A 22003-nucleotide genomic window follows, 5' to 3' on the forward strand; every position below is an offset into this window, starting at 1 on the left:
TAAACAGTCCGCCAGGCCGCCTGTTATCACTTGAACACGTTTGGATTTTGCAGACACAGCCGCAAAGAGGCATACTGACAGTCACGGCGTGCAAGATGTGCCGCCCAACAAGATCAAAAGGTAAGTTCGTGAATACAATCGACAACAAAAGCGTGCAGACGAAAACATTTCGCTGGAAACGCTGGCAGCGCTGGGCCGTTGGCACAGGCTGCGCCCTGGCCGCCTACAGCGCGGCCGGCTTCTGGCTGGTGCCCTACGTCATCAAGCACCAGCTACCCAAATTTGCCGAGAAAGAACTCGCGCGCCAGGCCAGCATCGCCGACGTGCGCTTCAACCCGTTCACCCTGCGCCTGGAAGCGGACCAGATCGCCTTCAAGGAAGCGGCCGGCGCGGATGGCAAGAGCGGCGCGCCGCTGCTGTCCATCGGCGCCCTGGCCGTGCAATTAGAATGGAAATCCATCGTGCGCCGCGCCTGGAGCCTGGCGGAAATCCGCATCACGGCGCCGCAAGCCCAGCTGACGATCACGCCGGATGGCAAGTTCAACCTGGCCGAAGTGCTGGCCACCTGGCAACGCAACCATCCGGAAAAAAGCGAAGGCGGCATGCCGCGCCTCGTCATCGCCCACTTTGCGCTGGAACAAGGCAAAGTGGATTGGCACGACCAGAAGGCGGGCTATGCGGACAACTTCACGCCCATCAACTTTACGCTCGACAATATCTCAACCCTGCCCGACGCCAACGGCAGCTACAGCCTCAGCGCCGATGCGGCGCGCGGCGGCAAGCTGCACTGGCGCGGCACGGCCTCGCTCAGCCCGATCCGGGGGGAAGGCGAACTGATATTGAACGACGCTTCCCTGCCCGGCCTGGCCGCGTATCTGAAAGCCTATACGCGCGCCACGGTGACGAGCGGACAATTGTCGGCGCGCCTGCCCTACGCCTTTTCCTATGCGGACGGCAAGCTGGAAGCGAGCGTCAAAGGCGCGGGCCTGGCCCTGCGCGACCTGGCGCTGGTACGCGACGGAAAAGGCGAGGCATTTACTTCGCTCAATACTTTGGGCGTCGCCGGCGTGAACGTGGATCTGGCGCGCCAGAGCGTGACCGTGGATAAAATCAACTTGTATGGCGGCAAAGTGGCCGTGCGCCGCGACAGCAAGGGCGAGATCGACGTGGCGAACCTGATGCTGCCGGGCAATCCCGCGCCTGCCGCCACCGCGCCTGCCGCACCAGCCAAGCCTGGCAAATGGAAGGTGGACTTGAAACAGCTGGCGCTGGCCAATGTGGACGTGTCCGCCATCGATGAAACCGTCTCGCCAGCCTTGCAGCTGAGCGCGAAACAATTGCAACTGCAGCTGCAACTGGGCTTGCAGCAAGGTCCAGCGGGCATGGCTACCGTGATCGACGGCGCGAGCTTCAGCCTGGCCGACCTCGCCATGCAGCGGGGCGCGCAAACGCCGTTCAAGCTGGCCCAGTTGGGCTTTACAGAAGGCAAGATCGACCTGGCGGCGCATGCCGTGCACCTGGGTTCCGTGACGGCCAGCGGCGCGCAGATCGACCTGGCGCGCAACCGCCAGGGCGAATTTGCGATTACGCAAAAGCTGCCCGTGTTTGCCTCCGGCAAAACCGACCCGGCCAAGGATGCGCCATCCGCACCGTGGTCCACCAAGGTAGACAAGGTCGAACTGAGCAAGTTCGGCGCCCGCTTCGACGATGCGGGCACTGGCATCAAGGGCGATCTGCAGGATGCCAGATTGTCCCTGCAGAACGTCAGCAACGATATGCAGCAGGCGCTGCCGTTCGAGCTGGGCGTGGGCCTGCGCGAAGGCGGCTTGCTCACTGCCAACGGCAAGTTCGTGCCGGGCACGGGCGCCGTCGATGCGCAATTGAATTTGAAACAGCTGACCCTGGCCCCCGTGCAACCCTTGCTGGCGCAGCATCTGAAACTGAAGCTGGCGGGAGGCTCGCTCTCCGGCAGCGGCCGCTTGACGACGGGCGGCGGCGCGCCGAAGGCGCCGAAAGTACGCTATGTGGGGGGCGTGGACATCGCCGGCCTCGTGCTCAATGAAACGGATGGCAAGCGTTTTGCCTCGTGGAAAAGCGTGCGCGCCGACAAGCTGACAGCCAGCGTGGGCCCCGATTTTGTCGACATCCCCGAACTGCGCGTGGTCGAACCGAACGCCCAGCTGATCATCGAAAACGACCGCAGCCTGAACGCCCAGCGCTTGCTGGTGAAAGCGCCGGAACCAGCCGCGCCAGCGCCCGCGGCGTCGGCCGCCGCCACGCCGGCTGCCGACGCCGCCTTCCCCGTGCGCGTGCGCCGCGTGCGCCTGCAGAATGCCAAGCTGGACTTTGCCGACCTGAGCTTGCGGCCCCAGTTCGCCGCGAAGATATATGAATTGAATGGCGTCGTCACGGGCCTGTCGACGAAGCGCGATGCGCGCAGCCAGATCGAACTCGACGGCCGCATCGACGAATTCGGCCTGGCCCGCGTGCGTGGTCAATTAAATCCGTTCGCCCCGACCGACAATACGGACTTGAACGTGGTGTTCAAGAACGTCGACATGGTGTCCGCCTCGCCGTACACGATGAAGTTTGCCGGCTACAAGGTGGCTGAAGGCAAGATTTCGCTGGACTTGCAATACAAGGTGCGCAACCGCCAGCTGGACGGCACCAACCAGATCGTGCTCGACAAGCTGACCCTGGGCGAGCGCATCGACAGCCCGGACGCCTTGAAACTGCCGTTGGAACTGGCGCTGGCCATCCTCAAGGATAGCGACGGGCGCATCGACCTGGGCTTGCCCGTGTCGGGCGACATGAACGACCCGCAATTCAGCTATGGCGCCCTGATCTGGAAAGCCGTGGGCAATGTGCTGACGAAAATCGTCACGGCGCCGTTCCGCGCGCTGGGCAACTTGCTGGGCATCAGCGCCGACAAGCTCGAAGCCATCGATTTCGATGCGGGCAGCGCCGTGCTGCTGCCGCCGGAACGGGAAAAGCTCAAGCAGGTGGCGCAAATCCTCGCCAAGCGCGAACAGCTGAAGCTGGCCGTGCCGGGCCAGTACAGCGACACGGATGCGGCCGCCCTGCGCGCCCAAGCCGTGCGCCGCGCCGTCGCCGCCAAGGCCGGCATCAAACTGGAAGCGGGCGAGGAACCGGGACCGTTGAACCTGGGCGAACGCAAGATACGGGGCGCCCTGCGCGACCTGTACGGCGAACGCTTCGGCAAGGCCGAGCTGGACAAGCAGAAAAAGGCGGCGGAATCGGCCGTACCAGCCACAGCGGCGGCGACCAGCGCCTCCGCTCCAGCGGCAGCCAAGATCCCCGTCTTGCAACGCCTGGGCAAGCTGATCGAGGGCGAGCCGCAAGTAGCCGACACGGGCGCCTTCTATAACGGCTTGCGCGAGCAGCTGGAAGCCAAACAGCCCCTGCCTGCCGACGCCTTGAGCAAGCTGGGCGCCCAGCGCAGCGCGGCCATCCTGGCGGCCCTGCAGCAGGACGGCACGCCGGCGGCCAGGGTCAGCGCGGGCGCGCCGGAAAAAACGGACGCCGCACCGGGCAAGCTGGTGGGATTGAAGCTGGGACTGGCCACGCAATAAGACACGGAGAGAATCTGACGCATGAAAAACCTCGACAAGGTAGCGCCCTATGCATCGTCTGTTACACAGGGCGACTTGTGCACCATGACAACGCTCGTCGCTGAGACACAGGTATCGGCAAAAGACAGCATTGCATTTGCTGAAAAGACGCTGCTGGCGAACTATGTATACGGGAAAAATGGCACGTACAAGCTGATTTATACGGTGGTCGGGATTGATGGCAATATCGACAACTACATCGAGGATGACGGCATCTTGCCGACACTGTTCCTGAGTCCGGATCAGGACAACTATGTCTCCGTCATCCCCTATCATCCTGACAAGGAACTGGAAATCAGCATTCCCATCTTTGATCGTGAAAACGTGGAAATACCGAAGGGCAGCCGTCCATTTACAGGAACCTTCATTGGAACAACGGAAACCTGTTCGATATTTCACGATGTGGATTTCTATGACAGCAAACCCGATAAGATCCTGGCCATCGAATTTATCAATGGAAAACTAAAAAAGAAAAACAATATCAAGATCCCATTGCCCGCAAATAACAGAATCAGCATTGCCAACAAGGCGATTCATTTGCTGGCCAATGAAGACAGCCTGCTGCTGCACCGGGAGCTTGATGAAAAAGGCAATGTGACTCGCCATCGCGAAATCGACTCGGATGGCGTCTATGTCTTGCAGATATTAAGCGCTTCCTTCGATGGGAATTCTTATCTGCTGGCGCAGGAAAAAGACAAGCTCGTTATCCAGAAAATAGATGAGAATGGTGCAAGTGCCGTCATTGAATTGGTGGATTTTGCTGACCCATTGTTCAATACATGGCAACCAGTCAACATCGCCGACGACACTTTCATCACCCGCTTCAATAGCGAGTTTGGAAATGGCTGGCTGACCACGAAAAATGATGAGTTATTGGAAATCTTCTATAGCAAAGATGAGCAAGGCTACAGGAACTTGCTGACCAAGGAGCTTTTGTCCATACCCCGTGACAACTTGATCATTTCAAGCATCAACAAGACGAGCGATCGTGCTTATGCGGTAGTGCTCTACCCGATGGCAGACGATAACGCGGGCAATGCCGAACTGATCGTCTTGAATCGCCGCTTGCAATAAGGTCGAACGCTTCAATGGCAGCACATCCGCGGCATGGCCGGTCCATGCCGCGGATGCGTAGCGCTTACTTCCCTTTCCCCGCCTCCTTCACCGCCTCGTCCGGCAAGGCAAACGCCACCAGGCTGTCGCCCATCTTCGTGCCCAGCGAACCGTGGCCGCCGGCCATCACCACCACATATTGCTTGCCCGTCTTGTCGGAGACATAACTCATCGGCGTGGCCTGGCCGCCGGCCGGCAGGCGGGCTTTCCATACGGTCTTGCCGTTGCGCACGTCGTAGCCGCGGATGTAGTAGTCGAGCGTGCTGCTGAGGAAGGCTACGCCGCCGCCCGTGGTGCTGATGCCGCCCAGGCTGGGCACGCCCAGCGGCAAGGCGATGGGCACGGGGGCGCTGTCGCGCGTGGTGCCGTTCTTGTGCATCCACACTTTTTTCATGGTGCGCAAGTCAACGGCGGCGATATAGCCCCAGGGCGGCGCCTGGCATGGGAAGCCCAGCGGCGACAGGAAGGGCTTGATTTCCACGGCAAACGGCACGCCCGTCTGCGGCTGCAAGCCCATTTCCGTGCCCGTGCCGCCCGGCGCATTGGCTTGCGCGCGCGGCACCAGGCGTTCCAGGAAGCCCATGTAGTCGGGGTTGACCAGCAGCAACTGACGCACGGGATCGACGGCCGCCCCGCCCCACTCGAAGATGCCGAGCGGACCGGGCGAAATGATGGCGCCCTTGATCTTGCCTTCGGCCACCGTTTGCGGCGTGAACGGCCCTTCATAGCGGTGCTGGCGGAAGATGATGCGGCACGCCAGCTGGTCGAACGGCGTCGTGCCCCACATATCCGTTTCGCTGATGTTTTTCTCGGGCAAAAACGTGAGGGCCGAGAATGGCTGCGTGGGCGACAGCTTGTCGCCGGGGGCCGCGTTGGCCGTCGGCACGGGTTTTTCCGGCGCCGGCACGACCAGGCTGCCGTCGCGCCGGTCGATCACATAGATATCGCCCCGTTTCGTCGTGGCCACCACGGACGGTACCTTGCCTTTCGGCGTGTCGATGTCGACCAGGGTCGGCTGGCCGCCGATATCCATGTCCCAGATATCGTGGTGCACGGTCTGGTACACCCAGCGCACCTTGCCCGTCGCCAGGTCCAGCGCGACGATGGCGCTGTTGTATTTCTCGCCATGGGGGTTGCGGTTGCCGCCCCACGTGTCGGGCGTTTCGTTGCCCATCGGAATGTAGACCATGCCCAGCTTTTCATCCACGCTGGACACGCCCCAGGAATTCGGCGAATTGTTGGTGTAGGTTTTCCCCTCGGCAATCGGCGCCGTGTCGTCCGGGTTCGAGGCATCCCAGTTCCACATCAGCTTGCCCGTGACGGGGTCGTAGCCGCGGATCACGCCAGACGGCTCCTCGGTGGAAAAATTGTCGGTCACGCTGGCGGCCATCACCACCACGTTTTGCGCCACGGCCGGCGGCGACGTCGGCATCAGGAAGCCCCGCTTCTTCATGCCCATGCCGTGGTACAGGCCGATGACGCCATTTTCGCCAAAGCTCTTGCACGCTTCGCCCGTATCGGCATTGACGGCGATCAAGGTCGCATCCATGGTGGGCGCGAAGATGCGGCGCGGGCATTCCATGCTGGCCGCTTCCAGCGCCGGACTGTCCTTGGCGCGGCCCGCATTGACGTCCCAGTAGGCAACGCCGCGGCAAATCATGTGCTGGTAGCTGGACGCGTCGCGGTTGATCTTCGGATCGTGGCGCCAGAGCTCCTTGCCCGTATCCGGGTCCAGCGCGATGACGATGTTATGCGGTGTGCACAGGTACAGCATGCCGTTCACTTTCAGCGGCGTGACTTCGTTGGCGATCTCGCCCGGATCCGTCGGCCCCTTGAAGTCGCCCGTGTTGTAGACCCACGCCTGTTTCAGCTGCGCCGCGTTGGCCGGCGTGATCTGCGCGGCCGGCGCATAGCGGTCGCCATAGCCGGAGCGGCCATAGGCGGCCCAGTCGTTGGGCGCCACGCCGGGCGCGAAATCGCCTGCGGGCACGGCGGCCATGTTCTCGGCCGGCACTTCGCCGTGCAAGGTGTAGTAATCCTGAAACAGCGAAAACACGCCCACGGCAGCCGTCACCACGACGGCCGCCAGCAGCGCGCTCTTGCCGGCGTCGCGCGGCTTTGCGCCCGCGATCAGCGGCGGATCGAGGCGGCGGTCGATGAACGGCAGCAGCAGCCAGACGGCGGCGGCGAACCAGATATCGAGGCGCGGCAGCAATTGCCACCAGTCGAACTTCACTTCGATCACGGACCAGATCAGGGTGCCGAACAGCAGCAGCGCAAGGAAGAGCTGGGCGCTGCGCCGCCTTTTCCACACGAGCGCACCGGCAACTATCATGCCGATACCCGCCACGACGTAATACCAGGAACCGCCGAGGCTGACGAGCCAGGCGCCGCCGCCAACGAGCGCCAGGCCCAGCAAGATAAAGATGACTGCGGTGATGACAAGCAAGGGTCCAGGCCGGGCAGAGGCAGTCATGATGCTCCTTTACAAGAGTCAGTCGGCGGCACGCGCCTGCGCACCGTATTTGATGGCAATCAATGAAATTGCATTTTTTCACTAATTGACAAAGCGTGCCACACGCCAGAACGCCCGCCGCGTGCCGTGTGGCTTTTTATACACGACATGCGCGTTTAGCCAGCTTCCACGATGCGATTTTGATGAAAAACATAAATTAAAATAGATAAACAACAAATTTCTCGAATAAAACAAATTTTTGGCGTAAAATGAAAAAACTCATCCAGGCAAAGTATTTTTCTTGAATTTCACTTCATTGGAGCGGCGCCCATCATGACCATCGCTAAACGGCTGTACGTCTTGATCCTTTCCGTCGTCCTGGGACTGGCCGCCCTGGCGGGCTTTGGCATCTACCAGATGGATCGCGTGTACACGGCGGCCAGCTATGCCACCGTCAACACCGTTCCCAGCCTGCTGACCCTGAACCGGGCATTCGTGCCGTTCACGCAGATGCGCACGGCCGTCTGGCAGCACATGGCCAGCAAGGACGCCGCCAGGCGCGACAAGCTGGAAGCGGGCATCAACGAGGCGCGCGCGGCGGTCGGCAAGGCACTCGACCAGTATGAAAAGGAAAACATTTCAGATGAGCAAGACAAGGCGCTGCTGGCCACGGACCGCGCCGTGCTGCTGCGCTATGACGCCGTGCGCGACAAGGTGCTGGCGCTGTCGAAGGCGGGCGAACTCGACGCCGCACGCGACTTGCTGATGGCAAGCCAGCCCCTGATCAAGGAACTGGTCGACGCCCTCGCCGCCCATCATCGCTACAACGAAACCCTGGCCGCCAGGGGGGCTGCCGACGGCGCCGCGGCCGCGGCCAGCGCGCGCTGGATTTCCTGCGGCCTGGCCCTGGCCGTGACGGCCCTGGTGGCCGGCATGGGCCTGCTGCTGGCGCGCCGCATCGCCGCCTCGCTGGCCGACGCCATCGGCGTGGCCCGCACCATCGCAAGCGGCGACCTCAGCGTGCAGGTCAGCGCCGCCTCGCACGACGAGGTGGGCCAGCTGATGACGGCCCTGGCGGAGATGAGCGGCAGCCTGGTGCGCATCGTGGCCGAAGTGCGTGCCGGCACGGACACCATCGGCACGGCGTCAAGCCAGATCGCGGCGGGCAACCTGGACCTGTCGGCGCGCACGGAGCAGCAGGCCGGCTCGCTGGAAGAAACCGCGTCGGCCATGGAAGAATTGACGGCCACCGTGCGGCAAAATGCGGACAACGCCCGCCAGGCCCGGCAAATGGCCGTCAGCGCCTCGGACCAGGCGCAGCGGGGCGGGCAAGTGATGGGCGACGTGATCCGCACCATGCAAGCGATCGACAGCTCGTCCGCCAAGATCGCCGACATCATCGGCGTCATCGACGGCATCGCCTTCCAGACCAATATCCTGGCCCTGAACGCGGCGGTGGAAGCGGCGCGCGCCGGGGAACAGGGACGCGGCTTTGCCGTCGTGGCAACGGAAGTGCGCAACCTGGCGCACCGCTCGGCGGCCGCCGCCAAGGAAATCAAGGCACTCATCGGCGACTCCGTGCAACAGGTGCAACAAGGCGGCAAGCTGGTCCGGCAGGCCGGCGCGACCATGACGGAAGTGGTCGACACGGTACGCAGCGTCACCGGCATCGTCAGCGAAATCTCGGCCGCCAGCGTGGAGCAAAGCACGGGCATCGAGGAAATCAACCGCGCCATCGCGCAGATGGATGAAGTCACGCAGCAGAATGCGGCCCTGGTCGAAGAAGCGGCGGCGGCATCGCAATCGCTGCAGGAGCAGGCGGCCAGGCTGGCCGACGTGGTGGGCACCTTCAAGCTGGCGCAAGGGCAAGCCGGCGCGGCGCCCCGCGCACCTGCCGCCCGGCGGCCCGCACAGCACAAGGCCACGCTCAGGCTGGTCGCCACGCGCCACGCGGGCCAGGCCGGGAACACGGCGCCGGCCGCCGCCGATGCCGGCGACTGGGAAGTATTTTAGGTCCGCCCTCACGCAGGATCACGCGCATCGTCCGCATTGGAGCACCGCCATGAACGCCTTTCTCTCCATCCACCCCTTCCTGCGCTGCGAAGAGCTGTCGCTGATGCGCCCGGCGCTGGCGCTGGCAGGACTGCTGTTGCTGCTGGCTGCCCTGCTCTGGCGCCGCACCCGCTGGCGCCAGGCCGGCCGCGCGCCAGCGGCCGGCAGCAGCACGCCGTCCGACCTGCATCAACTGCTGCAGATGCGCAAAGCGGCCCCGCCGGCCAGGGGGGCTGACAGCGCACCGCCGCCGCAAGCGCCCAGGGCGCCGGGCACGCCGCCATTCGAACTGGCCCGCCTGGACGCCATGTTCGGCCACGACCGGCGCCTGCAGGGCGAGATTCTGGCCCTGTTCGTGGCCGAGACGCGCGACCGCCTCGCCGGCATCGCCCATGCGCTGCGCTGCGAGCGGACCGCCCCGGCGCGCGTGCTGGCGCAGGAAATTCTCGACGGCAGCCTGGCCATGGGCCTGCTCCCCTTGCAGGCGCTGGCGCGCCAGGCCGTGCATGCGGGCTTTGCCAACGATATCGGCGCGCTGCGCCGCCTGCATGCGGAACTGCTGATGGCGCTCGACACACTGTCGCAAGCCGTCACGGCCCTGCAAACGGGCGCGGTGCTGGCAGAGGAGCGCAGCGGCGCAGGCAGCCGGCCATGAGCGCGGGCGTCGGCGTGGCGCGCCTGCCCGGCCCAGAACCAGCCAGGTTTTTATTGAATTCATCTAATTCGTTAAAATTGATTTTTTGAGCGCGATTGCGTATCATCTCCTTCAACTTCATCCGCGACCAGACAGCCCATCATGCACACTGCAGACGTTTGCACTACCCAAAAGGCCGCCGAAATCCTCGGCATCTCGGTCACATCCGTGCAGCAACTGGTCGAGGCCGGCGTGATCGAAGCCTGGAAGACCAAGGGCGGCCACCGGCGCATTCCCCTTGCGGCCGTCGAAGCCTACAAGGGCAATCCCGGCCAGCCGGGCCAGGAGCAGCGCGCCGCACGCGCCAACCGCCCCGTCCCGTCGGGCCGCCCGCCGTCCATCCTCGTCATCGAAGACAATCCGATCGAACGGGCGCTGTATGAAAAGCAGATCGGTTCCTGGGGCTTGCAGGCGGACTTGCGCTTTTGCGAAAACGGCTACCAAGCGCTGATGGAAATCGCCCGCGACCAGCCCGACATCCTGTTGGCCGACATCATCATGGAAGGCATCGACGGCTATGAGGTGATCCGCACCATCCTGGCCGACCCGCTGCTGGCGGACATGCACATCGCCATGCTGTCGAGCCTGACGCCGGAGGAACTGCAAGAACGGGGCGGCGTGCCGCCCGGCGTGGTGTTCTTTGCCAAACCCGTCAATTACGACGAACTGCGCGGCTATCTGCGCGCCTGCTGCGCCGGCCATGCGCGGCGCAACAGCCTGGCCGCCTGACCCGCCACCGCCTTCCCCCCGCCACGGAGCCGCCATGCCAGCCTATCGCCACATCGATCCTGCCGTGCTGTTCCAGGCCACCGGGCGCGACCTGGAGATGTTCCGCGCCCTGTCGCAGACCTACCTCGATACGGCGCCGGCCATGTTTGCCCGCGTCGAACAGGCCGTGCGCGGCGGTGCGGCGCAAGCCATCGTGCACAGCTGCCATACCTTGCGCGGCACCGTCGCCCTGCTGGGCGCCAGCGCCCTGGTGGCGCGCCTGGCGGAATTCGAGCAGCTGGTGCGCCACCAGGGCGTGCCGGCAACGGGCTGGCTCGATGAGACGGCGGCGCTCGTCGGCGCGGTGGAGCAGGAGGTACGCCGCAGCATGCTCGACTACACGGGCGCGCAGGCATGAACGCGCGCCAGGCCGCCCTGCGCCTGGTGCACCGCTATCGGCCGCGCACCACGGCAGCCGTCGTGGGCCTGGTGCTGGTGGGCCTGCTGGCGCTGCGCATCGTCGTCTCCGGCGTGCTGCTGCACCGCGAAGCCGTCGATGACTGGAAACAGGACTTGTCCAACCTGTCGCTGCTACTGGCGGAAAACACGGCGCAGAGCATGACGGCGGCCAGGCTGGTGCTCGACGGCGTCAGCCGCGACATCGATGCCGCCGCCCCCGCGGACGCGCAAGCGCTGGCCGCCGCCGTCGGCACCCCGGCCATGCAGCAGATGCTGCGACACAAGATCGGCGGCGTGCCGCAAGTGGACGGGGTATCCATCGTCGGCGGCGATGCCAAGGTGCTGGCCTTCAGCCGCGCCTTTCCCGCGCCGCCCTTCCGCCTCGACGAACGCGATTACTTCGAGTATCACCGGCGCCACCCGGACGGCGGCATGCATGTCAGCGCGCCCGTGCAAAACAAGGGCGATGGCGCCTGGACCTTTTATATCAGCCGGCGCATCAGCGGCACGGACGGCCGCTTTCTGGGTGTGGTGCTGGTGGGCCTGTCGTGCGACTTCTTCAGCAAATTCTTCCAGAACACCAGCATCGGCGAACACACGGCCTTTTCCCTGTACCGCAGCGACTACACGCTGCTGGCCCGCTGGCCGGCCGTACCCGCCATGATGGGCAAGCGCAACCTGACGGGCAGCACCTACCGCCTGCTGGAACAGGGCAAGACCGATGGTGTGCTGCAGGTGGACTCGCCGCGCGCGGCCGATCAGGGGCGCGCGGTGGACCGCCTGGCCGCCATACGGCTGGTGCGCGACTATCCGCTGGCCATCAACGTGACCGTGACGGACGACGTCTACCTGGCGGGCTGGCGACGCATGCTGCTCACCATGGGCGGCGCGGCCGTCGTCAGCCTGCTCGTGCTGGCCGCGGCCGTCGCGCTGATCCTGGCCCTGCTGCGGCGCCAGGAGCGCGACGCGGCCACGGTGCTGGCGCTGCAGGAGCGCGCGGCACCAGCGGATGCCGCCAAGCCGCCGGAGCAGAAGATAGCGTCGGGCGCGCGCATCCTGCTGGTCGAGGATACGGCGCTGAACCGCCAGTTGGTGTGCCTGCAGCTGGGCACCTGCGGCTACGCCATCGACACGGCGGAGAACGGCGCGCTGGGCCTGCAAGCGCTGGCCGAACAGCAGTATGACCTGGTCCTGATGGATTGCATGATGCCCGTCATGGACGGCTATCAGGCGTGCCAGGCCCTGCGCGCCCGCGAAGCGGCCAGCGGCGCACGGCGCCTGCCCGTCATCGCCCTCACGGCCGGCGTCACCGACGACGACCGGCAGCGCTGCGCGGCGGCCGGCATGGACGATTACCTGTCCAAGCCCTTCACGGCCGCCCAGCTGCGCGCCATGGTGGAACGCTGGCTGGCGCACTAGCCTGCGGCTGGCGCCTGCCGCCTGGCGGCAAATTGGCCACACTATCACCTGCGTAGTCATGCGCAAAAGTTGTTCTCCGTGCATATCGGGTATAGCATCGCCACATGACCTACCACTCAGACGCGGCGGCAGTGCACAGGCGATTGATCGAATGGCTGTTTTTGCTCCTCGGGCTGCTGATCGTGGCTGCCGCCCTCGCCTACGCGCACCTGGCCGAAGCGTCGCGGCACGATGCGGCCGAGCGCGAAAGGCTCAGCGTGCTGACTGCGCTGCTGGCAAAAAATATCGAAGTCGACCTGGCGTCGACCAACCTGGTGCTCGACGGCGTGATCCGCGACTATCTTGCCGCCGGCGCCGCGCCCGACGCCGGGCAAGCGCTGCCCCGGCGCTTGGCCGCGCTGGTTGACGCCATGCCGGGCGTGCGCACCATGTTGGTCATCGATGTCGGCGGCAAGCCGGTCGCCACCAACATCCCGGAACTGGCCGGCCAGGATTTTTCGCGCCGCGGCTACTTCCAGACGGCGCGCGACGCCCCCGATGCGCGCATGCTGTACATCTCGGCGCCTTTCCTGTCCTTCAAGCGGGACCTGGTCATCACGGCGGCGCGCATGGTGCAGGACCGGCAAGGCCGCTTTGCCGGCGGCGTCGTGGCCACCTTCGACCCCGACTATTTCACGGCCAAGTTCCGCACCGCCATGTATGCGCCCGACGTCTGGGCCGTGGTCGTGCATGGCGACGGCCGGCAATTCCTGAACTATCCCCCAAGGAACGCCAATGGCGGCAATGTGGACGCGCCCGGCAGCTTCCTGCGGCGCTTTCGCGACAGCGGCTTTCAGGCGGGCGTGCTGAGCGGCGTCGAGATTGCCGGCGCCGGCGGGTCCGCCTCCCCCCGCGTCATGGCGATGGCAACCATCGCCCCCGCCGCGCTGCACATGGACCGCGCCCTGATCATCGGCCTGAGCCGCGAAGAAGCGGCCATCGCGGCTCCCCTGCGGCGCCAGGCGCTGGGCTACGTGCTCGGTTTTACCATGCTGGCGCTGGCCGCGGCCAGCCTGCTGTTCTGGAGCCAGCGGCGGCGCCGGCAGCAGGCGGCCTGGCAGGTGGAACAGGAAAGGGAACGCCAGGCCATGCAAGCCGTGTCCGACAGCGAAACGCGCTTTCGCACCCTGATCGAAGATGCGCCCGTGGCGATCGCCATCCTGCGCCATGGGCGCTTCGTGTATTCCAACCCGCGCTACCGCCACCTGCATGGCTATGCACCCGAGGATGACCTGAGCGGCCTGGCCTGGCGCACCATGCTCACGGCCGACTCGCAAGTGGCGCTGGCAAGCAACGAGGCGCTGATCGAGGCCGATTCGGCCAGCGAACAGGTGTTTGAAGCCATCGGCCTCGACAAGCAGGGCCGGCCCGTGCCCACCCTCAAGACCAGCACGCGCGTGATGCTCAAGGATGGGCCGGCCACCTTGATCTTTGCCCAGGATATTTCCGCGCAAAAGCAGGCCGAGGCGGCCATGCTGCTGGCGCGCGACGGGGCCGAAGCGGCCAACCGCAGCAAGGCGGAATTCCTCGCCAACATGAGCCATGAAATCCGTTCGCCGCTGAACGCCATCCTCGGCATGGCCTGGCTGCTGGAAAGGGGCCGCCTGGATGAAGATGGACTGTTGATGACGCGCAAGATCCGCGCCGCCGGCCAGTCCCTGCTGGGCATCATCAACGACGTGCTGGACGTCTCGAAAATCGAGGCGGGCCACATGCGCATCGAACAGGCGCCGTTCCGCCTGGCCGAGGTGATCGAAAAGATTGCCGCCAGCATGGGCGTTGCCGCGCACGACAAGCCGATTGAGGTGCGGATCGGGCCGTTGCCCGACGGTATCGACCACATGCTGGGCGACGCGCTGCGGCTGGAGCAGGTGCTGGTCAACCTGGGCAGCAATGCCATCAAGTTCACGCCGCAAGGCAAGGTCGAGCTGCTGACTACGCTGGACAGCCGCGACGGCGACGCCGCGGTGCTGCGCTTTTGCGTGCGCGACACGGGCATCGGCATCGCCCCCGAGGTGCAGGAAGCGATCTTTTCCGCCTTCGCCCAGGCCGACAGTTCCACCACGCGCCGCTTCGGCGGCACGGGACTGGGCTTGACCATCTGCCGCCAGCTGGTCCACCTGATGGGCGGCACCCTGCAGCTGAAAAGCGGCCTGGGCCAGGGCAGCGAATTCAGTTTCACGGTGCCGGTGCAATTAATGCCCGCCGGCGCCCTGTCCTCGCCCGACATGCAGGGCCTGCATGTCTTGCTGGCCGACGACAACGCCGGCACGCGCGAGGCGGTGGACGCCGTGGCGCGCGGCCTGGGCTGGAGCGTGCATGCCGTGTCCGGCGGCCAGGCGGCACTCGATTATGCGCTGGCCTGCGCCGAGGACGAGCGGCCCGGCGTCGTGGTGCTGGCCGCGCGCATGCCGGACCTGGACGGCGAAGCGACGGCGCGCGCGCTGCGCGAATACCTGCCGCCGCAGGACTGCCCCGTCGTCATCCTGGCCGCCAGCGGCGCGCCGGCAATGGCGCCGGCACGGCGGCGCACCGACCCGGTCTATGCCGCCGATGCCATCCTCAACGAGCCGGTGACCGCTTCCAGCCTGTACAACGCGGTGATGGCTGCGCGCCAGCAGCGCGCCAGGGACGCCGGCCTGGACGCCAGTCTGGCTCCGCTGGAAGAGCGCCAGCTGGCCGGCGTGCGCGTGCTGGTGGTCGACGACAGCGAAATCAACCGCGACGTGGTCAGGCATATCCTGTGCGACCAGGGCGCCGTGCCCTCGTTCGCCTGCGACGGCCAGCAGGCGCTGGACTGGCTGCTGGCCCACCCCGCCGACGTCGACATCGTGCTGATGGATGTGCAGATGCCCGTCATGGATGGCTTGCAGGCTACGCGCGCGCTGCGCCAGTTGCCGCAGTTCCAGGACTTGCCCGTGGTGGCGCTGACGGCCGGCGCCTTCCAGACGCAGCGCACGGCGGCACTGGAAGCGGGCGTGAACCATTTCATCAGCAAACCGTTTGACGTGCCGCAGACCATCGCCCTGGTGGCGCGCGCGCACCGGCGTCATGCGCAAGGGCTGCCTGCCCTGCAGCCTGTCACGGCCGAAATGGCAATGACCGAGCCGCCGGCCGGCGCGGCGCCTGCGATCGACCTGGCGCAAGGGATGGCGCAGTGGCTCGATGAAGCGCCCTACCGCAAGCATCTGTTGCGTTTTAGCAACACCTGCGGCGACACGGTCGGCGCCATGCGGGCGCTGCTGGCGACCAATGCGCGCGGCGACGCGGCCGCGCTGGCGCACAAGCTGGCCGGCGAGGCGGGCAGCCTGGCCCTGCCCGCCACCCTGCATGCGGCCCGGCATGCCGAACAGCTGCTGCACGCCGGCGACGATGCGGACGCCGCGCTCGACACACTGGAGCAGGCGCTGGCGCACGCCATCGCGGCCGTCGCGACCTTTACGGCACGGACGCCGCCGCCCGACCAGGCTGCCGTACCAAAAACGCAACATGGCCGGGCATGCCAATGATAAACTTGCCAATATGAAATTTTGGGAGACGCCATGATCTGGTGCAGGGATTTACTGCTGAGAGCCTTGATGCTGGGCCTGCTGCTATTCGTCGTGGGCGAATCGCTGTCCTACTGGACGCCGGAAATCAGGAAACTGCTGGCCTGGCGCCCTTTCTGACGCTTAGCCTTCGCGGCCATCCACCCTGGCGCGCCACAGGTACGGCGCATACACGCACGCATACAGGCCAAAGGCCAGCGACCAGCACGCGCCCGCTGCCAGCAGCAGCGGCATGGCCAGCGTTGCGGGACCGGCGGCAGCCAGCAGGCGCGCCAGCGCGCCCAGCTGGATCAGCCAGTACATCGCCGCTTCCGCCCTGCCGCCTTTCAACGGCCGCCCCGTGTGGCCCAGAGTGGTGCGCGTCATCATGCCGATGATCAGGCCCGCCATCGAGCCCACCGTCAGCGCGTGAAACGCGGCGCTTGCCGGCAGCAGACCCAGGCTGGCGGCCGCCAGCAGCGCAAAGCCGATGCCTATCCACGCATACGACAGGTGCAGTATCCACAGCAGCGGCACGCCCAGGGTGCGCTGCGGCTGCCAGGCCAGCAGGTTGGCCAGCGAGACGCCGGCAGCGCAGAAGGCCAGCGGCGCCGTCAGCCAGGCCGGCGCGCCGGCCAGCCACGCGATCGCGGCCGCAGCCATGCAGGCCACGGCGATCAAGGCCCGCTGCGGACTGGCCACGGGCGTGCTGCCAGGCGCGCCATTGCGGGTAAACATGGGGATCACGCGCGCGCCGATCACCGATTCGATCAGCACGATGATGAAGATGGCCACCTGCACGGGCAGGAACAGCGACAACGGCAGCCAGCCCAGCACGGCCGCATGGAACAGGCCGTTGGCCAGCGCCAGCAAGGCCAGCAAGCCGACGAGGAACAGGTTGCGCGTATTGCCCGAGCGGCGCAGTACCCGATACAGGGGCCAGGCGGCCAGCGGCAGGAACAGCCAGTCGACCAGCGCCGCCAGCAAGCTGGGCCCGCACAGCATGGCCACGCGCCCCGCCAGCCACAGCGCCGCCAGCGCCATCAGCGGCGCGCCATGCGGCGTGGGCAAGCCCGTCCAGTTGCGCCCCGCCGTGTACAGGAAACCCACGACGACGGCCAGCGCGAAGCCGAACACCATTTCATGCATATGCCAGCCCAGCCCCACGTGCAAGCCGCCCGCCAGCACGCCGAAGTAGCTGGCCAGCCACAGGGGAATGCTAATGGCCGCAAACACGGCCGCCAGCAGGTAAAACGGGCGGAAACCCAGTTGCCAGACGGCGTGGCCGGCATGCCAGGGCGCCGCGCCGGGGGCGGAGGGAGAAGGAGATGGTTCGCTGATCGGGGTGATGGCCATGATGGGCTCGCATTTAAAGATATATTCAATATACTACTTTAAAAGCGCAGCTGCCGCCATCGGCAAAAGGATTAGACGGCTAGCCCGCAAGGACTAGCCGCCGGCGCAGGCTACTTGCCCTGGCGGTGTTCGACCGCGTACACGGCCGCCTGCACGCGGCTGGTGAGGTTGAGTTTTTTCAGCACGTTCTGCACGTGGATCTTGACCGTGCTTTCGGCCAGGTCCAGCGTGCGGGCGATGCCCTTGTTGCTCTCGCCGCGCGACAGGCAGTCGATGATTTCCTTTTCGCGCGGCGTGAGCTTGTCGAGTTCCGACACGGGCTCCTCGCGCCGCGTGCCCGCCTGCAGCTGCGCCACCAGCTTGCCCGTCATGGCTTCGGCGATGACGACTTCCCCGGCAGCGGCGCGGCGGATGGCGCGCACCAGGTAATCGGCGTCGATATTCTTGATCAGGTAGCCGCAGGCGCCCGCGCGCAGGGCCGTCGCCAGGTCTTCCGCATCTTCGGACACGGTCAGCATGACGATGGCCGTGTCCGGGCAATCGTGCTGCATCAGCTGCAGCGCTTCCACGCCGGACATGCCGGCCATGTTCAGGTCCAGCAGCACCACGTCGGGCTGCAACTGGATGGCGCGCTTGATGCCTTCCACGCCATCGGCCGCCTCGCCCACGACGGAAAAGTCCGTATGCCGCTGCAGCAGCGAGCGTATGCCGCTGCGGAACAGCGCGTGGTCGTCCACCAGCATGACGGTGATCGGTTTATCGGGTGTCTCCATTTTTTTGTACTTTCAGGTGGTTACTTAGGCGGCGCGGCGCTGTTCGCGCGACAAATGCAGTTCGACGGTGGTGCCGCCGCCAGGACAGGCGTGCACGTCGAACGTGGCCTCGATGCGCTGCGCGCGCTCGCGCATGATGTGGATGCCGACATGGCTGTCGCCCTTTTCCAGCACGGCGCAAGCGTCGAAGCCGACGCCATTGTCGCTGATCGTCAAGGTAAAGTCCTGGTGGTCGGCGAGGCGCACCTCGACGTGGCTGGCCTGGGCGTGCTTGCGGATGTTCGACAGCGCTTCCTGCACGATGAATAATAACTGCAATTGCTGCTCGCGGGGGAATGGCGCGCCGTCGACATCGGCCAGCAGTTCGGCGTCGATACCCGTCTGGCGGCGGAATTTGTCCACCGCGGCGCGCAGGGAGCCGATCAGGTCATCTTCCATCAGGCGGCTGCGGAAATTGGCCAGCAGTTCGCGCACGTCCTCGTAGCTTTCCTTCACGCCCGCATGCAGGGCCGGTACGATGCCCGCCACCTCGTCGAAGCGGGCGTTGCGCACGGAGTCGTCGAGCATCTGCACTTGCAGGTTGAGGAAATTGAGGCTTTGCGCGATGCTGTCGTGCAGCCCCTGCGCCACCAGGTTGCGCTCTTCGGAAATGGCCATTTCGCGTTCGCGCGCAGCCAGGCGCAGGTTTTCCAGCGCGATGCCCAGCAACTGGCCCAGCGTTTCCAGCAAGGCCAGCTCGCGCGCGGAAAACACGCGCGCATGGCGGAAATGCAGGTTGAAGAAGCCCAGGTGCTGCTCGTGCGCGTGGATATGGAAGACGGAGACGGTGGCAAAGCCCTCGCGGTGGCAGCGCAGCTCGTGCGCCTTGTCGATGCGGCGCATGTCGTGCACCTTCGCCACCTTCATCTCGACGGCCGTGCCGCACAGGCAGTCGCCCACCTTCAGGCAATGCTCGGACGCCACCAGTTCCTCGGACAGGCCGTGGTGCACCACCATGTGCAGGTTGCCCCGCTCGGCGTCGAGCACGCGCACGGTGGAGCCGTCGGCCTCGAAATAGTCGACGATGCGCTGCATGAAACCGCCGCAGATGTCTTCCAGCGGCTGCGGGCGCTGCAGGAAGGCGGCGCTTTCGTACAGCAGCGCCAGTTCGCGGTTGCGGTATTCCAGCGTGGCCGTCTTGCTGCGCACGCCCTCTTCCAGGTTGCCGTACAGCGCCTGCAGGCGGTCGGCCATCTGGTTGAAGCCACTGGCCAGCTGGCCGAATTCGTCATTGCTCTCGACGGCCAGGCGCACGCTGAAATCGCGTTCCTTCATGCGCTGCATACCCAGCCGCAGGCGCGTAACCGGTTCGATGATCAGCATGAACATCAGGTAAATCATGCTGACCGTGCCGATGACGGCCATGCCGACCAGGATCAGTTGCGAGGCGCGCAGCCAGAAGGTGCGCTGTTCGCTATCGTGCTCGATCAGGCGCACCAGCTGGTCGACCTGGCCCACGAAGGTGTCGGCGTCATGCTCGAACTGGCGCGCGCGCGCGCTGGAGTCGGCGGCCAGGGCGGCCGGACGCAAGGCGCCGCGCCAGGCGGTGCCGATGCGCTCGAATTCGGATTTGATGGCGCTGCTGGGCGGCAGGAACAAGGGGCGCTGCGGGTCGCCATGGCCGATCTTGGCCAGGGTCTCGTCGATCAGCAGCACTTGCTGGCGCGCCTGCTCGCCCGCGTCGCTGGCAAGCAAAAGGGTCAGGCGGTAGGTCTGCATGCGCAGCCGGCCTGTCTCGTTGATGGCGGCCGAACTGCCTTCGAGCTGCCACGACAGGAACAGAGTGCAGCCGATGGCACTCAGGGCCAGCACCAGCATGAGCAGCAGCGCGCCGACGATCTTGGTCGACAGCTTCTGCCAGGAGGAAAACATCGCTTTAAATTTCATACACCCTTTACTTGGCACCGCCCCGTTCAGCCTCCGGTTTGGGCCATAAAACGGATAATCTTGTCCGGCTGCGTATTGAAATCGTGCTGCTGCGGCTTGAGCTCGATGGCGGCGCGGATCGCCGCTTCGATCTCCGCATCCGTGGCCCCGTCGCGCAGCATGGGGCCAAAGGCGAATTTCTCTTCCTGGCCCAGGCACAGGTACAGGGTACCATCGACGGACAGGCGCACGCGGTTGCAGGTGGCGCAAAAATGCTGCGACATGGGCGTGATGAAGCCGATGCTCGAGCGTCCATCGGGTGTCGCCATGTAGCGCGCCGGCCCGCCACCGAGCTCCATCGCCTGCGGCACCAGGCCAAAGCGGGCCGCCAGGCGCTCGCGCACGGGACCGAGCGGCATGTAGCGGGCATTGCGGCCCGTGCTGCCCATCGGCATGGCTTCGATCAGGCGCAGGATGAACTGCTGCTCGATGCAGAAGGCCGCCATGGCCTCGATCTGGCTGTCATTGACGCCGCGCATGGCCACCATGTTGATCTTGATCGGGTCGAAACCGGCCCCCTTGCCCGCCATCAGGCCATCGAGAATCGGCTGCAGGCTGTCGCGCCCCGTGATCTGCTGCATGCAGGCGCGGTCCAGGGAGTCCAGGCTGACATTGATGCGGTCCACGCCGGCCGCACGCAGGGCCACGGCATGCTTGCCCAGCTGCGTGGCATTGGTCGACAGCGACAAATCCTGCAAGCCGGGCAGTGCGGACAGCCGCTGCGCCAGCTCCGGCAGGTTGCGCCGCAACAGGGGCTCGCCGCCCGTCAGGCGCACGCGGCGCGTGCCGAGGCGAACGAAAATACCCAGCAGGCGCTCGATCTCGTCGAACGTCAGCCAGTCCTTCGGCTCTTCGAAACCGCGAAAGCCCTTGGGCATGCAATAACCGCAGCGCAAATCGCAGCGGTCGGTGACGGACAGCCGCACATAATCGATCGAACGGCCAAAACGGTCCTGCAACTTGACGCTACCCATGACGCTACTCCTGTTTCTTCCTTGATTGTAAAGGCTGGGGCACGATCTGGCTGTGCCCCAGAAGGCCTAGCGGCCTACGCCTTCCGGTCTATTGCACTAACGGACTGGCTGTGCCTTCCAGTTCGACGCCGGCGATCTCCGCGCGCCCCACCAGCAAGTGCAGATACTGGTGCACGGCGCGCTGCCACGCGGCCCGCGACAGGCGGTCGGCGATCTGCGCCTGCACCGCCTCGTAGGCGATGACCTGGCCTTCGACCCGGCGCAGCACCTGCACGATGTGGTAGCCGAAGCGCGTTTCCAGCAAATGGCCGGCCAGCGCACCCTCTTCCAGGCGGAACAGCAGCGCGTCGAACTCCGGCACGCTCTGGCCCGGCGACAGCTGGCCCAGGTTGCCCCCCAGGGCGCCCGAGGGGCAGTTCGAATACTGCGCCGCCAGTTCGCCGAAGCGCTCGGGTGCCAGCTTCAGGGCGTCGAGCACGGCTTGCGCCGTGGCCCGCAGCAGTTCCAAAGGCGCCTCCGGCGTCACTTGGAACAGGATGTGGCGCGCCTCGACCAGCGCCCCGCTGCTAAACAGCTGCGGGCGCTGCGCATAAAAGGTGCGGCAAGCCGCATCGTCGGCGGGCGGCACGCGCACTTCCTGCGCGAACAGCGCTTCGATGCGGTCGTCAAGACTGCCGCCCTGCACGCCGAGGCGTTCGACCTCGTCTTGCAGCAGCCGGCGCAGCACCAGTTCATGCACGGCCTGTTTCAGCGGATTGCCGGCGCCGTCGTGATGCGGCAATTCCTGCGCGATGTCGGCATCGTCGATATCGATGCCATTGACGGAAATTCCCATGA

At 65.5% G+C, this 22003-nt stretch carries 15 protein-coding genes; 9 read left to right on the forward strand and 6 right to left on the reverse strand.

Annotation, left to right across the window (positions count from 1 at the left end):
* The first annotated feature begins 128 nt into the window (after window positions 1-128).
* Together O3298_RS13910 and O3298_RS13915 are read left to right on the forward strand one after the other, a co-directional pair.
* Window positions 129-3593 (forward strand): DUF748 domain-containing protein, encoded by a 3465-nt coding sequence (locus tag O3298_RS13910; protein WP_305059704.1) that lies wholly within the window; start codon window positions 129-131, stop codon window positions 3591-3593.
* A gap of 21 nt (window positions 3594-3614) precedes the next feature.
* Window positions 3615-4706 carry a hypothetical protein gene (locus O3298_RS13915; protein ID WP_305059705.1) on the forward strand — a complete coding sequence of 364 codons (1092 nt, stop codon included), beginning with the start codon at window positions 3615-3617 and terminating at the stop codon, window positions 4704-4706.
* Between the two features lie 64 nt (window positions 4707-4770).
* On the opposite strand, the gene O3298_RS13920 is transcribed toward O3298_RS13915, so the two are convergent.
* Window positions 4771-7221, reverse strand: a complete 2451-nt coding sequence (locus O3298_RS13920; protein WP_305059706.1) for a membrane-bound PQQ-dependent dehydrogenase, glucose/quinate/shikimate family — start codon at window positions 7219-7221, stop codon at window positions 4771-4773.
* 312 nt (window positions 7222-7533) lie between these two features.
* Here O3298_RS13920 and O3298_RS13925 point away from each other — a divergent pair, with 312 nt between their 5' ends.
* The 7 genes from O3298_RS13925 (at window position 7534) to O3298_RS13955 (ending at window position 16239) form a co-directional block, all read left to right on the forward strand.
* Window positions 7534-9213: a methyl-accepting chemotaxis protein gene (locus O3298_RS13925; RefSeq protein ID WP_305059707.1), complete on the forward strand. Its 1680-nt coding sequence runs from the start codon at window positions 7534-7536 to the stop codon at window positions 9211-9213.
* A gap of 49 nt (window positions 9214-9262) precedes the next feature.
* The gene (locus O3298_RS13930) at window positions 9263-9907 is read left to right on the forward strand and encodes a hypothetical protein (RefSeq protein WP_305059708.1); all 645 of its coding nucleotides are present in this window, start codon (window positions 9263-9265) and stop codon (window positions 9905-9907) included.
* A gap of 141 nt (window positions 9908-10048) precedes the next feature.
* A complete protein-coding gene (locus O3298_RS13935; RefSeq protein ID WP_289905209.1) occupies window positions 10049-10675 on the forward strand; it encodes a response regulator in 627 nt (208 codons plus the stop codon).
* Between the two features lie 34 nt (window positions 10676-10709).
* Window positions 10710-11072, forward strand: coding sequence for an Hpt domain-containing protein (locus O3298_RS13940; protein WP_305059710.1), 363 nt, complete (start codon window positions 10710-10712; stop codon window positions 11070-11072).
* On the forward strand, window positions 11069-12532 hold the full coding sequence (locus tag O3298_RS13945; RefSeq protein WP_305059711.1) for a response regulator: 1464 nt from the start codon (window positions 11069-11071) through the stop codon (window positions 12530-12532). Before O3298_RS13940 ends, O3298_RS13945 begins: the two co-directional genes overlap by 4 nt.
* Before the next feature lie 104 nt (window positions 12533-12636).
* The gene (locus tag O3298_RS13950) at window positions 12637-16080 is read left to right on the forward strand and encodes a response regulator (protein ID WP_305059712.1); all 3444 of its coding nucleotides are present in this window, start codon (window positions 12637-12639) and stop codon (window positions 16078-16080) included.
* Window positions 16081-16113: 33 nt separating this feature from the next.
* Window positions 16114-16239 (forward strand): hypothetical protein, encoded by a 126-nt coding sequence (locus O3298_RS13955; RefSeq protein ID WP_257218626.1) that lies wholly within the window; start codon window positions 16114-16116, stop codon window positions 16237-16239.
* Window positions 16240-16242: 3 nt separating this feature from the next.
* Here O3298_RS13955 and O3298_RS13960 read toward each other — a convergent pair whose 3' ends face one another.
* The 5 genes from O3298_RS13960 to O3298_RS13980 form a co-directional block, all read right to left on the reverse strand.
* Complete coding sequence (locus O3298_RS13960) at window positions 16243-17454, reverse strand: NnrS family protein (protein ID WP_305059713.1); 1212 nt, start codon at window positions 17452-17454, stop codon at window positions 16243-16245.
* A 110-nt stretch (window positions 17455-17564) separates the two neighbouring features.
* The gene (locus tag O3298_RS13965) at window positions 17565-18227 is read right to left on the reverse strand and encodes a response regulator (RefSeq protein WP_034781594.1); all 663 of its coding nucleotides are present in this window, start codon (window positions 18225-18227) and stop codon (window positions 17565-17567) included.
* A gap of 24 nt (window positions 18228-18251) precedes the next feature.
* A complete protein-coding gene (locus O3298_RS13970; RefSeq protein ID WP_289905214.1) occupies window positions 18252-20153 on the reverse strand; it encodes a type IV pili methyl-accepting chemotaxis transducer N-terminal domain-containing protein in 1902 nt (633 codons plus the stop codon).
* Window positions 20154-20179: 26 nt separating this feature from the next.
* A complete protein-coding gene (moaA, locus tag O3298_RS13975) occupies window positions 20180-21166 on the reverse strand; it encodes a GTP 3',8-cyclase MoaA (protein WP_305059714.1) in 987 nt (328 codons plus the stop codon).
* A gap of 88 nt (window positions 21167-21254) precedes the next feature.
* Window positions 21255-22001, reverse strand: coding sequence for a peptidylprolyl isomerase (locus O3298_RS13980; protein ID WP_289898147.1), 747 nt, complete (start codon window positions 21999-22001; stop codon window positions 21255-21257).
* Window positions 22002-22003: the final 2 nt, after the last annotated feature.

Source organism: Janthinobacterium sp. SUN137 (genome assembly GCF_030587265.1).
GTDB lineage: Bacteria > Pseudomonadota > Gammaproteobacteria > Burkholderiales > Burkholderiaceae_D > Janthinobacterium > Janthinobacterium kumbetense.

Bases quoted from the DNA above. Each gene is read 5' to 3' on its own strand.
- O3298_RS13970 (WP_289905214.1), bottom strand. From the start codon at position 20,153: ATGAAATTTAAAGCGATGTTTTCCTCCTGGCAGAAGCTGTCGACCAAG.
- O3298_RS13965 (WP_034781594.1), bottom strand. From the start codon at position 18,227: ATGGAGACACCCGATAAACCGATCACCGTCATGCTGGTGGACGACCAC.
- O3298_RS13955 (WP_257218626.1), top strand. From the start codon at position 16,114: ATGATCTGGTGCAGGGATTTACTGCTGAGAGCCTTGATGCTGGGCCTG.
- O3298_RS13930 (WP_305059708.1), top strand. From the start codon at position 9,263: ATGAACGCCTTTCTCTCCATCCACCCCTTCCTGCGCTGCGAAGAGCTG.
- O3298_RS13935 (WP_289905209.1), top strand. From the start codon at position 10,049: ATGCACACTGCAGACGTTTGCACTACCCAAAAGGCCGCCGAAATCCTC.
- O3298_RS13920 (WP_305059706.1), bottom strand. From the start codon at position 7,221: ATGACTGCCTCTGCCCGGCCTGGACCCTTGCTTGTCATCACCGCAGTC.
- O3298_RS13980 (WP_289898147.1), bottom strand. From the start codon at position 22,001: ATGGGAATTTCCGTCAATGGCATCGATATCGACGATGCCGACATCGCG.
- O3298_RS13940 (WP_305059710.1), top strand. From the start codon at position 10,710: ATGCCAGCCTATCGCCACATCGATCCTGCCGTGCTGTTCCAGGCCACC.
- O3298_RS13925 (WP_305059707.1), top strand. From the start codon at position 7,534: ATGACCATCGCTAAACGGCTGTACGTCTTGATCCTTTCCGTCGTCCTG.
- O3298_RS13950 (WP_305059712.1), top strand. From the start codon at position 12,637: ATGACCTACCACTCAGACGCGGCGGCAGTGCACAGGCGATTGATCGAA.
- moaA (WP_305059714.1), bottom strand. From the start codon at position 21,166: ATGGGTAGCGTCAAGTTGCAGGACCGTTTTGGCCGTTCGATCGATTAT.
- O3298_RS13960 (WP_305059713.1), bottom strand. From the start codon at position 17,454: ATGGCCATCACCCCGATCAGCGAACCATCTCCTTCTCCCTCCGCCCCC.
- O3298_RS13915 (WP_305059705.1), top strand. From the start codon at position 3,615: ATGAAAAACCTCGACAAGGTAGCGCCCTATGCATCGTCTGTTACACAG.
- O3298_RS13945 (WP_305059711.1), top strand. From the start codon at position 11,069: ATGAACGCGCGCCAGGCCGCCCTGCGCCTGGTGCACCGCTATCGGCCG.